The 13,340-nt window shown below is 44.2% G+C and carries 13 protein-coding genes; 3 read left to right on the plus strand and 10 right to left on the minus strand.

Annotated features, from left to right (window positions below; genetic code table 11):
• Nucleotides 1-45 precede the first annotated feature (45 nt).
• The 5 genes from NSQ38_RS21565 to NSQ38_RS21585 all read right to left on the minus strand — a co-directional run bounded on the left by NSQ38_RS21565 (nucleotide 46) and on the right by NSQ38_RS21585 (nucleotide 5,637).
• Entirely contained in the window at nucleotides 46-840 is a 795-nt protein-coding gene (locus NSQ38_RS21565; RefSeq protein WP_339783986.1) for an SDR family NAD(P)-dependent oxidoreductase, read from the minus strand.
• Nucleotides 841-970: 130 nt separating this feature from the next.
• A complete protein-coding gene (locus tag NSQ38_RS21570) occupies nucleotides 971-1,969 on the minus strand; it encodes a helix-turn-helix domain-containing protein (RefSeq protein WP_339783987.1) in 999 nt (332 codons plus the stop codon).
• A 166-nt stretch (nucleotides 1,970-2,135) separates the two neighbouring features.
• Nucleotides 2,136-4,310 (minus strand): stalk domain-containing protein, encoded by a 2,175-nt coding sequence (locus tag NSQ38_RS21575; protein WP_339783988.1) that lies wholly within the window; start codon nucleotides 4,308-4,310, stop codon nucleotides 2,136-2,138.
• Between the two features lie 260 nt (nucleotides 4,311-4,570).
• Nucleotides 4,571-5,143 carry an alpha/beta fold hydrolase gene (locus tag NSQ38_RS21580; RefSeq protein WP_339790630.1) on the minus strand — a complete coding sequence of 191 codons (573 nt, stop codon included), beginning with the start codon at nucleotides 5,141-5,143 and terminating at the stop codon, nucleotides 4,571-4,573.
• 185 nt (nucleotides 5,144-5,328) lie between these two features.
• On the minus strand, nucleotides 5,329-5,637 hold the full coding sequence (locus NSQ38_RS21585) for a hypothetical protein (RefSeq protein WP_339783989.1): 309 nt from the start codon (nucleotides 5,635-5,637) through the stop codon (nucleotides 5,329-5,331).
• Nucleotides 5,638-5,800: 163 nt separating this feature from the next.
• On the opposite strand from NSQ38_RS21585, the gene NSQ38_RS21590 reads away from it, so the two are divergent.
• Both NSQ38_RS21590 and NSQ38_RS21595 read left to right on the plus strand, forming a co-directional pair.
• Complete coding sequence (locus NSQ38_RS21590) at nucleotides 5,801-7,033, plus strand: ATP-binding protein (protein WP_339783990.1); 1,233 nt, start codon at nucleotides 5,801-5,803, stop codon at nucleotides 7,031-7,033.
• Nucleotides 7,034-7,079: 46 nt separating this feature from the next.
• The gene (locus NSQ38_RS21595; protein WP_339783991.1) at nucleotides 7,080-7,505 is read left to right on the plus strand and encodes a hypothetical protein; all 426 of its coding nucleotides are present in this window, start codon (nucleotides 7,080-7,082) and stop codon (nucleotides 7,503-7,505) included.
• A gap of 81 nt (nucleotides 7,506-7,586) precedes the next feature.
• Here NSQ38_RS21595 and NSQ38_RS21600 read toward each other — a convergent pair whose 3' ends face one another.
• Both NSQ38_RS21600 and NSQ38_RS21605 read right to left on the minus strand, forming a co-directional pair.
• A complete protein-coding gene (locus NSQ38_RS21600; protein ID WP_339783992.1) occupies nucleotides 7,587-8,819 on the minus strand; it encodes an exo-alpha-sialidase in 1,233 nt (410 codons plus the stop codon).
• 18 nt (nucleotides 8,820-8,837) lie between these two features.
• Nucleotides 8,838-9,206: a hypothetical protein gene (locus tag NSQ38_RS21605; RefSeq protein WP_339783993.1), complete on the minus strand. Its 369-nt coding sequence runs from the start codon at nucleotides 9,204-9,206 to the stop codon at nucleotides 8,838-8,840.
• A 185-nt stretch (nucleotides 9,207-9,391) separates the two neighbouring features.
• Between NSQ38_RS21605 and NSQ38_RS21610 the strand changes: the two genes are divergently transcribed.
• Nucleotides 9,392-10,666: a stalk domain-containing protein gene (locus NSQ38_RS21610; protein WP_339783994.1), complete on the plus strand. Its 1,275-nt coding sequence runs from the start codon at nucleotides 9,392-9,394 to the stop codon at nucleotides 10,664-10,666.
• Between the two features lie 89 nt (nucleotides 10,667-10,755).
• On the opposite strand, the gene NSQ38_RS21615 is transcribed toward NSQ38_RS21610, so the two are convergent.
• Genes NSQ38_RS21615 through NSQ38_RS21625 form a run of 3 tightly spaced genes read right to left on the minus strand, consistent with a single transcriptional unit; the run spans nucleotide 10,756 to nucleotide 13,334 of the window.
• Entirely contained in the window at nucleotides 10,756-10,974 is a 219-nt protein-coding gene (locus NSQ38_RS21615) for a hypothetical protein (RefSeq protein ID WP_339783995.1), read from the minus strand.
• Between the two features lie 46 nt (nucleotides 10,975-11,020).
• Entirely contained in the window at nucleotides 11,021-12,172 is a 1,152-nt protein-coding gene (locus NSQ38_RS21620) for a Ger(x)C family spore germination protein (RefSeq protein WP_339783996.1), read from the minus strand.
• Nucleotides 12,173-12,230: 58 nt separating this feature from the next.
• Complete coding sequence (locus NSQ38_RS21625; protein ID WP_339783997.1) at nucleotides 12,231-13,334, minus strand: endospore germination permease; 1,104 nt, start codon at nucleotides 13,332-13,334, stop codon at nucleotides 12,231-12,233.
• Nucleotides 13,335-13,340 lie beyond the last annotated feature (6 nt).

The raw sequence follows: 13,340 nt of genomic DNA on the forward strand, positions 1-13,340 counted from the left end.
TACTGGCGACTTCTTATCGTTACATATGCTATATCCTGAACAAATTTAAAATATGGTGGGAACCATGCCCCCGTCCATACGAATGGGAGAGCCTCTAAAAGCTGAAGCATACGGACTGCATACAAAAGCTGCGAGTCTGCCGATTTCACTTGGCTTGATGAATCGCTGCAATTCAGACTGAGGCAGATTGCTCTTCATGAAATCTTTCTCTTTTTCCTCGAAAGTCAGCGCCTCATCAGGGTATATGCTTTCAATAATATCACGCACATTCTCAGACAGTGTTGGCCCTGGCATGATCGTATTGATCGTAACTTCAGTTCCTGCTGTCAGTTTGGACAGACTTTTGGATAATGACAGCAACATTGACTTGGTCATGCAATATTGGGGCATCTGGCCTGAGGGCATAAGAGCTTCCTCACTCGCGATAAAAATAATACGTCCGTCATTGTTCTTCACCATTTTAGGTAAATAAAATTGAGACAAGCCATTGGCAGCCAATACATTCGTACGGAAATATTTCTCCCACACTTCATCGTTCACGTCTTCATAACTCATGATCTCATATATGCCCATGCTATTCACTAAAATATCAACCTCAGGAAACTTTTCGAATAAAGCTTGTCTTTGCTCCAGATCCACAAGATCAGCGGTAGCCTTTTGCGGAGAGGTCTCCGGAAAAGTGGACTTGATTTCACGAACGGTTCGTTCCACCTCTTCATCATTGCGTCCATTAATTAGAACATGAACACCTTCTCGGGCGAGCTCTAAAGCAATTGCTTTACCGATTCCTTTTGTTGATCCTGTAACTAATGCTATTTTCTCTTTTAGTCCCATATCCATCCTGCATTTCTCCTTCTTGATTACAACTATCCGGCAGGTGCTTCTTGAACATTGCCAACAGCTTCATGCACCGGATAGGTATAATATTACGCAGTCTGAAGGGACTAGTAACTAGCACTTTGCGCCAGTATTAATGCCTGACACGCCAATTTGAAGGTGTATCCCCTTCCCAATTTCGGAACGCACGATAGAACGAATTCTGGTCTTCATATCCAACCAGGAAAGCCACTTCTTTGATATCGAGCGAAGGATCTGCAAGGTACTCTCGGGCCTGCTCACGTCTGGCCTCGGTTAATAATTGCTTGAAGTTTGTGTTCTCCCCCGTCAGTCGCCGCTGCAAGGTACGATCGCTCATGCGAAGCTCTTTGGCGACCGTCTGGATGTCAGGGCGCTTTCCTGTGAGGCTGCGTTTCATAATCCATTTGACTACTTCAGTAACGGAACGATTGCTCTCTTGTTCGTCCAGCGACCGATCCAGAGCCGGGGTCAGAATCTCAAGTAACTCCTCGTTATACGATAGAAATGGAAGACTCAGATCTTTCCGTTCCAGCGTCAGCCGATTATAGTTGGAATTCGTATCGACTGGGCAACCGAAGTAAGCTCCAAGGGTGTCTGAGTTACCCATTGGCTGCGAAAATTCAACCCTTTTTGCAGTCAAAGGCTGTCCTGTGCCCCTCCGTCCAAGTTCGATCAGAAATGCCAGCGTAATACCGACCAGTAATAGCGGCCCTGGTAGCTCCTTATTTAACCATTCGAGTTCAATGATACATTCCTCCCCTGCTTCGGTAATCTGCAAACTCTCTGGAGGACACATTTGCTTGTAACGGACCATTCGATTCAACGCATCACGATAATCACGAGCATGGTACATTGCCAGTACAGGCGGAGGATACTTCGATATCTCATATCCGGTTGCAAGTTTGATGATGCCCTCGGCAGTGTCCCCATTGAGATCAGAGTAGGCCTGCCAGATTGCAAAATACTGAGATTGGGTCACTACAGGTTGATTGATCACCTCAAGAGATAGTTGTGCAGTGTGAGCAACGTCGTCAGCACTAATCCCTAATTGATGTAATCCAGCCCAAAAGCCTGGATGAACTTTAACTCGATCATTCGGTTGAGATTGCATACATACAGACTCCTTTAACTTTGTTCCATTTTTCATTCTGATTTCTAATTATAGAACGGATGTATCTATTTTTGAATCTTACCTCAGCGAGCCATTTTCCATTACAATAAAAATAAATTGAAGAGGCCCTTGCTGTTCAGCATGGACCTCTTCTACTCTTGCTCTTCTAGAAATCTTTAACCGTCTCAATCGCATATTGCGGCAGAGGATTGCCAGGTAAGGTTATTTTGGTGATTGCAATCAGTTGTTTATCTGACATGAACAGCTTTAGGATGGTTCCTTTGGTCGTTAGTGTACCCGTCACTTTAAGTGTTTCCGTATCATACTGTTTAATCATGCGATCTTTTCCTGTGAAAAAGATTTCCTTATGCGCTGAATGTACAGCTACATAGTCAAACAGATCGATTGCAGTCGCATATTGCATATTACTTGCAGAGTTATTGGTAGCGGACAAAACTGTTCCGGCTCCGTTTAATACATACTTACCATCAGGTGTCATGCCAATAACCGTTGAGAACTTGTATTCACCGTGATAAGGAGAATCTTGGTTGCTACTAAACTTGCCATCCATTAACCGAAACATCTCAATATCTCTTGGCGAAGTGTCGGAGTCAACAGCATAGATCCGATCTTCCGATGGATGCAGGACCATATGACTTCCTTGTCGTATGGTTGCACTGGAGATTTCCTTCTTTGTCGCCCGGTCATAACTAATGATAGAGGTCCATTGCCCGGAGCCCGAATTAACGTAGACATGACCGGAATGATCTACCTCAATTTCATATGGATCGATACGGGTATCCCACTGATCTTTGATTTTAAGCGTGTCAGCTTCAAGTACAACGATCTGTCCTCCCTGCTGCTCTTCAAAGCGGTATGAACTGTAATCAGCATTGCTGAAGATGACATAGATCTCACCATTTGCATACAGAAGCTTTCTTGGAGGAGTACTGAACGCAGTGGACTCTCCCAGAACCTTGTTGTCGGCGTAACGATAAGCAAAAATAGTCGATTGATTTTCATCAATTGCAAAGATGACGGATTGAGCCGGATCTAAAGTGGCTTCACGAACCGTTCGCCCCATAAGATGAACATTCTGGCTAACAGTTGATGGCTGTTCTACAGTTGGATCTTGTTCCGTCACTGCTGTTTCCCTGAATTGATCTTGGTTAAGCACAGGAATAGACGAAAAGGACAATGCCGTGTATTTCTTGATCCAACGGGATGCATAATCAATTGGAATAGCAAAGTTCAAATCCCCTTTTTCTATACCCATTGTATTTACCCCAATGACTTCACCTTTCATATTAAGCAATGGTCCCCCGGAACTGCCATTGGTGATGGGAGCCGTAGTCTGTATTAGCCTCTCACCTCCGTAGTTTCGGATACCACTAATGATCCCTGTCGAAATCGTGTTTTGAAGTCCTTCAGGATTACCTATCGCTACTACAGGCTGCCCTGTAGTAATTTTAGTCGTTAGTCCTACATGAAGTGGAGGAATATTTGTACGCATGGATGTTTTCACTATGGCCAAATCGAGATTCTCATCCGCTGCAACGACTCCTTGTACTTCATAATATTGGTCCTGACTTGTCTGGATCATATAACTGCTGGAATCAGCAATGACGTGATAATTGGTTAAAAATAATCCGTATCCGATCGATATGGCACTACCGAATCCGAGATAATTATCATCCTTGTCATACGACTCCAGCATGACTACACTCTGTTCCAGACGGGCAACTTGTTCTGTGGACAATGTTTTACCTGTGTATGGATCTTTCGAATAAGGAGCAAGTACAAACTTTAAGTAATCAACGATTTCCCTATCCCGTTTTGCATTAAGAATAGTGGTATTACTTACGACGATAATGCCGCGGTCAAAAAACACCTTTTTACCAAACGCTTCGCTTACGGCCCTTAACGGGATGAACACTCTGCCTTCTTTGTATTGTGCCGGAGCGTCCAATGCAAAAGATTTGCCGTTAATGAACATCTTGCTGCTGCCTAATGTCACTTTGATGGATTTACCTGTGGCTTTAATGGTAGCTGTGGACGTTTTCGAGTCCCATGCCACTTGTGCTCCCAGACTCTCGCTTATGAAACGCAGAGGCAGCAGTGTCCGGTTATTTTTAACCAGAGGAACGATATTAAAATTGGTTTGGTCAATCAACGTGTCCGTATTATCAACGACTGCGTTTGGGCTGCCAAGCGAGAGAATGATAGCCCCTTGGAATGTGGCGTTAAAATCAAATGAATCTTCTTCAGCGTACCCTGTAACAGGTGTACATGATAAACCCAAAATAATAGTTAACATTAAAACAAGTGTGCGTTTCATCATATTCTTGCTGTCTCCTCATGATGTCAGATGATAGGCTGTTGCCTTTGACAGTTTACAGTAATTCTTCCTATACTTCCTCTGGTATTATATTGTTTTTATTTACATATATCGGATGATCATGGGGTTCGAGTGGAACGCTGGGAACAAGACTTCATTAAAGTTGTTCCGGGTAATACGAAAACACGACTGCCCTAAGTGGTCAGTCGTGTTCAAGTCAATCATTAATATAGTATGAAAGAATGCACATTTTGTATGTTCAGCTACTCGTTCAACGCAGTTTTGATCAGGGCGTTCACCCGTGAGTTAAACAGCAGGCCGATATGGGATACAAGGGAAACGGAAATGTTGTTTGCCCCGTTTAAGCGGGAAAGTGCCGGGGACACAATCGTGTCACTGGTGGAATAGATCGAAGTCACCTTTATTCCACTCGGAGCTGTTGTTGTGGTCAATCGATTAGCCCCACCAAGGGTAATCAATTTATCCACTTTGGAAGCGCCTCCACGGTTAAGTATGTAATAGAGACTATTAGCTCCACCCATGCTATGAGCTATAATATTCACTTTCGTGTGACCCGTTTGGTTTAGAACATCATCTACGAATCGACTAATTGCTGCGGAGTTCAACAGCTGGTTTCCTTGTTTACTAGGGAGGTCAATCGCAAATAGTTCATCTCTTGTCCACCCTTGGCTACGCAAATAACTCTCAATCGCTGTAAAATTGCTATCTGAACCGGTCAATCCATGTACCAATACAATGGGTGTACGTGCCGTTGCTGCAGAAGCCTTTGAACTCGATCCTATTCCAGTTAATGATAAGGCAAGGATCATACTCATGAATACAAGTATTAATTTGGTCTTTTTCACTTCATTCACTCTCCTGTAAAATGTTTTATATTCCATATATTACAATCTAACATATGGAATATAAATGAACCTTTAGTCTCATTTTTACAGGATTATCCAAAGTGTAGCACAACTAACATGATTACATGTTATCAAACTCTAGTTCTCTACTTCGTTTATCCTTCAACAATATCTGCATGTAGATCGGTTGCAATTTCAATCATTTTGGGGACAATAGCTTCATTAGAAATAGCTACATACAGATCCCCCATGTACAAACGAAAAGCAATCTGTGTTCCCTCAAGGGCCCACATAAAAAAGTCCCCATCGATGGTCATGGTGCTCTCCGCTCCGACTATGTTAAGCACCGGTGAGTAAGTAAAATCGGGTTGGGATTCGAAGTAGAGTTTGCACTCTTCCAGCGAAATGGATTGTTCCGCATTGCTTTCTTGCATGGATCGGGTAATTCGAAAACGCTGATTCATTGATTTGCCTCCAAAACTTGATTAATATATACATGTTCCACAGCATTATATTTTCTCATTTCCGTCTTCCACTGTCAAAACCATACATGCCCTATTCTTCGAATTCATATATACTGAATACAGTGCACAACGAATTTCTACAATCAGGAGGAGTCAAATCAATATGTTGAAAACAGAATTCATTGATGTACTATCCATAGTCTCACATAAATTATATGATTCGGCTGCTAATGTCATGGACACGGCAAGCAGGTTAATTCCTGCAAATACGTTTTGTATCGCTCAGTTGGATCATCTGTCCACCAAAGTTCTGAACGTATATAATCGCGACAAACTAATCCTTGGTGAGGGGCTGGTCGTTGAGAACGCCGAGTCATACTGTGCACTTGTGACAGAACATACCCAAGGCCCGTTGGTGATTAATAATAATCTGACTCATCCGTTAACCAAAAATATGGACGCTACTGAATTTGTAGGCGGGTGTTCATTTGTCGGTGTACCCATACATAATGAGAACGGAGAAATTTACGGCTCCCTCTGCTCGTTTGATCAGGATTTCTATTCCTATCAACAAAAGGACGTGGATCTGCTTCTCTCCTTATCTTCATTTTTCACAAGTCTGCTTGAGATGGAAACGACGCTGCAACAGTTAAAACGTGCGGAAGAGACCGCTACAAAAGTGCTTGAAGAAAAGAAAAATTTGCTGGCCGTCCTCAGCCACGAAATCCGGACCCCAATGAATGGTGTTCTTGCCATGGCCAATCTGTTGCAATCGACCAGGCTGAGTGAGGATCAATCGTTATATGTTAATGTCATTGAGTCAAGTGGCGCCAGCCTTCTGTCGATGATGGATCAAATTCTGGACTACTCCAAAGCAGAAGCTGGTGCGATCTCTCTGGAAATCAAGCCCTATAGTGTCACTGAAACAGTTGAACATGTATTACAATTATTCTCTTCTGAAGCACAGAAAAAAGGAATTAGGTTGTACGCAGAATATAATATTAATGATCATCTGATGCTTATGGGCGATCAGCACAAAGTTCGTCAGATTCTCATTAATCTTGTTGGGAATGCGCTTAAATTTACGGAGAAAGGTGAAGTATGTATCTCTACTCAGGTAACTGCTGATACCGAAGGTACTCTCCATGCATCCTACGAAATAAAGGATACGGGCATTGGCATCCCACAGGATCGTCAGGATCTGTTGTTCAAATCCTACTCCCAGATTCATGGTAATTCAGGAAAATATGGCGGAGCAGGGCTGGGCCTGTCCATCTGTAAACAACTCGCTGAATTAATGGGTGGCGTTGTATGGCTTAAAGATTCCAGTGATTTGGGCAGTCAGTTTGTCTTTAATATTTCCAGCACTGCACCCACCGTCCATGCAAATCTCTGAATGAGGAATATATTATTCTATCTGAAACAGATAGGAGGTATATATATTGACACAATTTCTGGATGCAAGATCATCGCAAAATGCTGCGTTGTTTAATTCCATTTCCATACCGATTCCAGTGATTAACACGCCTCAGTTATTCGCCCAGATTGGTCTGCAGACTGCCGGAGCGGGTGCCACCCCCAGAGTTTCCCTAAAAGGGACTATTACTGTGCAATTACCTCTCGCCCTTTTTCAAGTAAGAATTACTATTGTTAGAGGTACAGTGGCTACCGATCCGATCGTGTACTCCGCAAACTTCACTTACGGTCTGAGCGGTCTCCTTGTCCCCGAAGTTATCGTTTTCTCTGCCAATGACTATAATCCCCCGATAACTCCACAGATCACGTACAGTGCATTTATCAGTACTAACTTGTTAGGAACAGTTCGTGTCGGCCCTGAGAGTTTCGATGGATTTATCGTTTCGGATTAAGCATATTGCCTTCACCCCCATACCATTGGTCCTGTTGTTTGTTCATAGGATTAAAGTATGGGGGTGTTTTATTGAAGTCAATTAGTTCCCAAAATAAACATCCAGTTTACCCGTAGGCGGCGTTGTTGCCATCCAGACGGCTGCCAGATTATCTGGAGCAACCGTGGCCGCAGTAATATAGTCTCCAATCAGTACAGTGGGCATCGGAGAGTTACCATTTGGATTAAAGGATGTCGTTGTAATCCGGCGGTTGGTGAAGCTTGCCCCGCCATCGAATGATTCCGCAACAAAAACGTCCAGCAGGAACCCATCAATTCGATTGGTGTAATAAATAACTCTTATCGTCCCTGCAAAGGGTGATACGCTTATCGACGGGAAAAAATTCTGCGTACCCGGGGGTGCGCCTGTAATACTGATCGGGTCTGACCATAAAAGGCCATCCGGAGATTCGCAGAGTAAAACATCGGTATATCCGGCACGTGCATCATTCCAAACGGCATATAGAGTCCCACTGTTAGGACCACTTGATATATCCGCTCCCAAATTTAAGTTGGTCTGCACTCGAAAAGCATAATTCGGTACTGGTAAAGGTGAAGGTGCCGGTACAACGGATGAAATAAACGTTGCCTGTCTCTCAAGAGGAGGTTGATATGTAATTCCCCCATCATAGGATATTCGTAATAGCGCAGAGGGACTTGCAGGTCCCGTAATGATGTATCCTGCATAGACTTGACCGGAGAAACCAACCGCCAACGCGGCCCGATCATGTATGCCTCGGGGATTTGACTGGCGATCGGGAGGTTCCCATGTGATTCCTTGGGTGGTTGACCTTTGAGTAAATATAGCGGAAGAAGTGGTTGCAAGTGGTGTATACCCGACATATGCATGGCCTCGATATGGGCTACCTGGAGAACGATCTACGGCAATGTAAGGCTCATCATTATGAACAATGGTACCGAAACCTGCCTGTACGATAACCGGTGTCTGCCACGTTAGTCCATCGTCAAATGAGGTGTAACTTGCAATGGTCCCATCATTAATTCCGTTAAACAAGTGGACGGTAACGATAAAGGTATTGGGAAACGTATAGTCTATCGTTGGTGCCTCTGCTCCAGCATACCCTGCCGGTTGTGGAAGTACAGTAGTGGACCATGTATTTCCACCATCAATGGAACGATAGAATCCAGTCAATGTCGGTCCGGTACTGGTATCTACGGCGACCACGCACATAATATTGGGGTTTAGCGTGTTAACCGCAATGGAAGGTTCAAATTGGCTGCCTGCTAATGCTCCAGTAATATTCACAACTACCATCTGCTCACCTCTCTTCCTTTATGGGATATTTGTGAATCGGTCAATTAATGTCATCTCGGATTGGAGCACACGCTGAAGGATCTGACCTGTAGAGTCAGTACCATATACATGGATGATGGTGCTCGTAGCACTGAAATAATCACTTTGTACCTCGTAAAAAGCGGCGTTGATCAATGGATAGATTAGGGTTCTAGTCGCTTGAGGCAATAATTCAAACAGATCATGACCAATAGGCACACGTGCAGACTGGGTGGTGTCCCATCTGAAAACCTCAAGCTCAATATTAGCAGGAGCATTAAGTGAGTCATTAATGCATGTCACAATGAGCTGAGTAGACTGAGTTACACCCGTTGTTGGATTGTAAATAAATCCCGTTGAATTTGGCAAAAGGTACACTCCTTTCGCTATGTTTAATGGAGTATATTACGATTCCTGCCACCAGTATGACTAAAATACCCAACTCTTATATTGGAACGATATGAAAATTTTGTTATGCTACATATGCTAGATTACTAGATTTTGTTATATAACAATGATTCTATTATTATCTACGAAGTAGGAGGAAACAATCGATGCTTATTAAACGTGCAGGAAGAATCGCCGCGGGTACTGTAATCGCTCTCTCTGTCCTTGGAAGTACCCCGAATATCGGTGAATCCTATGCTGCCCCAGCTATCTCAGTTCAATTGGATGATGTTCCATTAACATTTGATGCAGCTCCACGAATCGAACATGGTGTCACTTATGTTCCATTTCGTACAGTTGGAGAGGCTCTTGGTATCGATATAACGTGGAACAGCAAAACGCAGACTGTCAAAGCGACGAACGCCGCAAAAGGTCAAACCACCGAGGTGGTTTTAACAGTGGGTAGCACCACAGCCACCGTAAATGGGAAGAAAGTTACACTCCCAGCTCCACCTGTTCAGCGAGAGGGACGCGTACTCATTCCACTAAGTTCATTCAGTAACCAATTCGGTGTACAAGTAAGCTGGAATCAGGCAACCAAGACGGTCTCCCTCGTCTCCCCGCAACGCGAGATGCACCTGAGAGCCTTCTATGCATTGCAATCCTTTCAAGAGAAGGATCTTATTACTTCCATGAATTCTGTCGCATTTGGCTGGAGCCGCATTGATCGCGAAGGTCAATTTACACTTCAGGGGGATGAGTACCGTCTTCCTGCTGCTGCGGGTGATATTACGCCGCAGTCCATCGTTGCAGACGCAGCAGATCAGCGAATCCAACCGCAACTCATGGTATATGCCTTGGATGGAAACGGTGAACTGACCAAAGTGTTGAGCGACAGCAGCCTGCGGCAGAAATCGATTGAAGGTATAACTGCTGCTGTAGCAGAGCATGGTTTTGGCGGAGTAGTTCTGGATTTTGAAGGACTTGGTTTTAAACTGGATGCGGTAGAACAACAGAAGTTACTCAATGCGTATGTAAAGCAACTAAAGAGTTCCTTGCCCCGGGACACAGCTTTATCTCTGGCCGTACCGCCGCTAAATAGTGCTTATAAAGGTTATGATTACAAGACACTTGCCTCTATTGCAGATGATCTTATTATTATGGCCTATCAGTATAATCCGGTTGGCACCAAATCTCAGGTACCTGAGCCCAATAGTCTTGTAGATCAGGCGATTCAATTAGCCCTACAGGCCGGTGTCCCGAAGAACAAGCTTCTGCTCGGTATCAGTCTAAGCAGTGAAACGCCCTCCTCTGTAGATGACAAGCTTGGTCTTGCCAAACGTTATGACCTCAAAGGAGCCGCATTCTGGCGTCTGGGTCTGTTCCGTTCCTACAATACCAAGATGGAAGATGCCGTGAACGCTTCTGTGATCAAAGAATAGACATCTTTGAGTGGATTCAACTCACTTAAAGTAAATGAAGGACCACACCTCTGGTACGCAGAGACGTGGTCCTTCTTTTTCCCATCATCTTACTTCATAATTTTATCCAAACTTCCAAATACAACCTTCATAACCTGGGTAGGACCCGGCAAACGGGGCTGAAAGAGAAGAATGATCCCAATTACTGCCGCGACAGCAGTAATTCCCGCACTCACTATTCTGGCTCGCTTCTCTTTGCTACTCTTCCATTCCCCATACATTGTCGCAGCCGCCAGCATCAAAATTCCAAGGATTGAGATTAATTTCATGCAATCACCTCATTTCTCAGGCTTGTATAACAGGAGCGGTCTCTGTTCAATTTTCGTCCTCATCCGGTATCCCCTGTGGACCTGTTGATTTTCCAGTACGTACTACATGCGCATCCACTTTGACTTCCACGTCCAATTCAGGATAGATGGTTTCCCAGTTTTTCTCCTGCGCCTTCCATTGATGCGGATAATATCTGCGGAATTCAACGGCAAATTTGAATAGATCGGTGCGCAACTCCTTCTGAGACATATCTAAAGCATCATGAGCTAGAGTTGTAAGCTTAGCCGACCATTCCTGTTCCAATTTAGTTAACATAGCAGGATCAGTCAGATCGGCCTCCGTCGTATTTAACACCACTTCTCCCCTGGTTTGGATGTCGACCTTCATACTCCACTGTTGGTTTACAATTCGAGGTTTCAAGACAGTTTGAATTTCAATGGGCTGGATCGAAAAAGAACCTTTTAACGGCTTAAATTCAACAGGCATGATAATGTTGTTCAGTTCTTTTGCAAGTAATAATACACCTACACTTAACGGTTCTTTGACCGTCTTGACGTAGCGATCCTCCTTATACAAGCTCAAACCTCTTACATATGGCGTGGTTGTCAGTTTATCCTGATCGGGCTCCGGGGGTAAAATTAACATGCGAGACAAGATGACAGAGCTACCTGGACCTTCAATTGATTTAGCTAGTTCTAGAGCGGTAATCCGTGTACCTAGCTTCATATTGGCCATTTCTCGCAACGACTCTGCAGAACTTCGTTCCAGAGGATCAAGTAAGGCAAGGATATCTTTCGCCGCCTTTTCGCTGGAAAAGACATAGGCATGCTCCCTGAACTGAGGGTAACGCAAGAAGAAATCAATATACTCGCGAATACCGCGTTTGCCGGCTTGCTCACTGATGATGATGACTTCGCAGTGGCCCCAGAACATATTCCTGGGAACTTTACGTTGCAACCGATTCAATGCCTCGGCAATGGTTCGTCCTTCAGCCGTTCGAATCATCGTAACCCCGCTTGGACTTCCCCCACTCCCACTGCTATCTCCTGCACTCGCCTTTCGCGGGATGAAAATCTGTGAAGTCAGTTGTACTTTGCCATCTTCGTAATCTATACCTGTGGCCAGCACAATAGCCAAATCGTTAATTTCGATACGATCCCAGCATCCACTCAAAAGCACACAACACAATATTGGCATTAGCAGTACTACTCTATATATTCGCAAGTGCTCCTCCCCCCATCAATCAGGTGTTCGCTCAATTCTTTCTGAAATGTGTCCACCCTTTTTTCAGCCATGCGACACCGTAGATCATAGCTGGAAGGATTAATAAAATGCTGATTGTATACAAGTTAGCTGAAGGGCCAACCAGACTGGAAGCACCCGATCCACCGGACACAACCCAGTAGGCATAAACCATACACAGAAACGAAAGGGGGACAACAATGGGTTTGTAATCCTTCAAACCGAACCATTCGGCTGTAGATGTTGCAAAAATATAAAGAAAAACTGAAATTTTGACGAAGATTCCAAAAATCCAAACGGCAATAATCAGGGATTCGATATGTTGCAGAAAATCTGCAATGGTTATGTATCTTGCGGCAATCATAACCGGATATACAAAGCTATCCGTCAGATCTCCAATTAAAAACAGACAAAACAGATTGATTACCGTCATTGCGGTTGTCGTGATTAAAAGGGAACCCAACATAACTCGTGTTGTGTGTTTTCTACGATTGACATAGGGGAGCAAAAAGGCGATTACGATGTATTCACTAAACCACGCAGCTGGTGCAAGGGCCCCTTTAATACTGGGTAGTGGTCCGTTCTCCATGAAAGGGAATAATTCTGCTGGATTCAGTTCCCCGATCAATAGAATGAAAATCAGGCTAAGCAACACGATAAGGAGGGTCACAAAGATTTGTGAGGTGCGTCCAACTACTTCGATTCCCAGTCTGACATTAAGCGCACACACCGCAACCATAGTCCCCATTACAACGAATAAGGGAGTTCGCGGAAGTGCATTGTTAACAATAAATTCTCCGTACGTCCGTATAATTAAGCCTGTCAAATGGGGCAAGAAAATGATATATACCAATCCAATTAATTTCCCAGGGATACGACCCGCAATTGATACACTCGATTGAATGAGCGTTTTTCCGGGGTACAGGCGATCCAGTCCAATAGAGACCCCCACCGCTGCCAAACCAACGATGGAGCCTATAATCGGAGAGAGCCACATGTCATGGCCCGCATAATGCATTGTAATACCCGGGACAGACAATATTGCGGTCGCTAGAATGGCAGGAAAGATCAAGAATGCCAATTGCGTCTCCGATATTTTCCCTTTGTCAGTTAACATGTGTAA

This window comes from Paenibacillus sp. FSL R7-0313 (assembly GCF_037969885.1).
In the GTDB taxonomy this organism is placed as follows: Bacteria; Bacillota; Bacilli; order Paenibacillales; family Paenibacillaceae; genus Paenibacillus.

Bases quoted from the DNA above. Each gene is read 5' to 3' on its own strand.
- NSQ38_RS21565 (WP_339783986.1), bottom strand. From the start codon at position 840: ATGGATATGGGACTAAAAGAGAAAATAGCATTAGTTACAGGATCAACA.
- NSQ38_RS21570 (WP_339783987.1), bottom strand. From the start codon at position 1,969: ATGCAATCTCAACCGAATGATCGAGTTAAAGTTCATCCAGGCTTTTGG.
- NSQ38_RS21575 (WP_339783988.1), bottom strand. From the start codon at position 4,310: ATGATGAAACGCACACTTGTTTTAATGTTAACTATTATTTTGGGTTTA.
- NSQ38_RS21580 (WP_339790630.1), bottom strand. From the start codon at position 5,143: ATGAGTATGATCCTTGCCTTATCATTAACTGGAATAGGATCGAGTTCA.
- NSQ38_RS21585 (WP_339783989.1), bottom strand. From the start codon at position 5,637: ATGAATCAGCGTTTTCGAATTACCCGATCCATGCAAGAAAGCAATGCG.
- NSQ38_RS21590 (WP_339783990.1), top strand. From the start codon at position 5,801: ATGTTGAAAACAGAATTCATTGATGTACTATCCATAGTCTCACATAAA.
- NSQ38_RS21600 (WP_339783992.1), bottom strand. From the start codon at position 8,819: ATGGTAGTTGTGAATATTACTGGAGCATTAGCAGGCAGCCAATTTGAA.
- NSQ38_RS21610 (WP_339783994.1), top strand. From the start codon at position 9,392: ATGCTTATTAAACGTGCAGGAAGAATCGCCGCGGGTACTGTAATCGCT.
- NSQ38_RS21615 (WP_339783995.1), bottom strand. From the start codon at position 10,974: ATGAAATTAATCTCAATCCTTGGAATTTTGATGCTGGCGGCTGCGACA.
- NSQ38_RS21620 (WP_339783996.1), bottom strand. From the start codon at position 12,172: ATGCCAATATTGTGTTGTGTGCTTTTGAGTGGATGCTGGGATCGTATC.
- NSQ38_RS21625 (WP_339783997.1), bottom strand. From the start codon at position 13,334: ATGTTAACTGACAAAGGGAAAATATCGGAGACGCAATTGGCATTCTTG.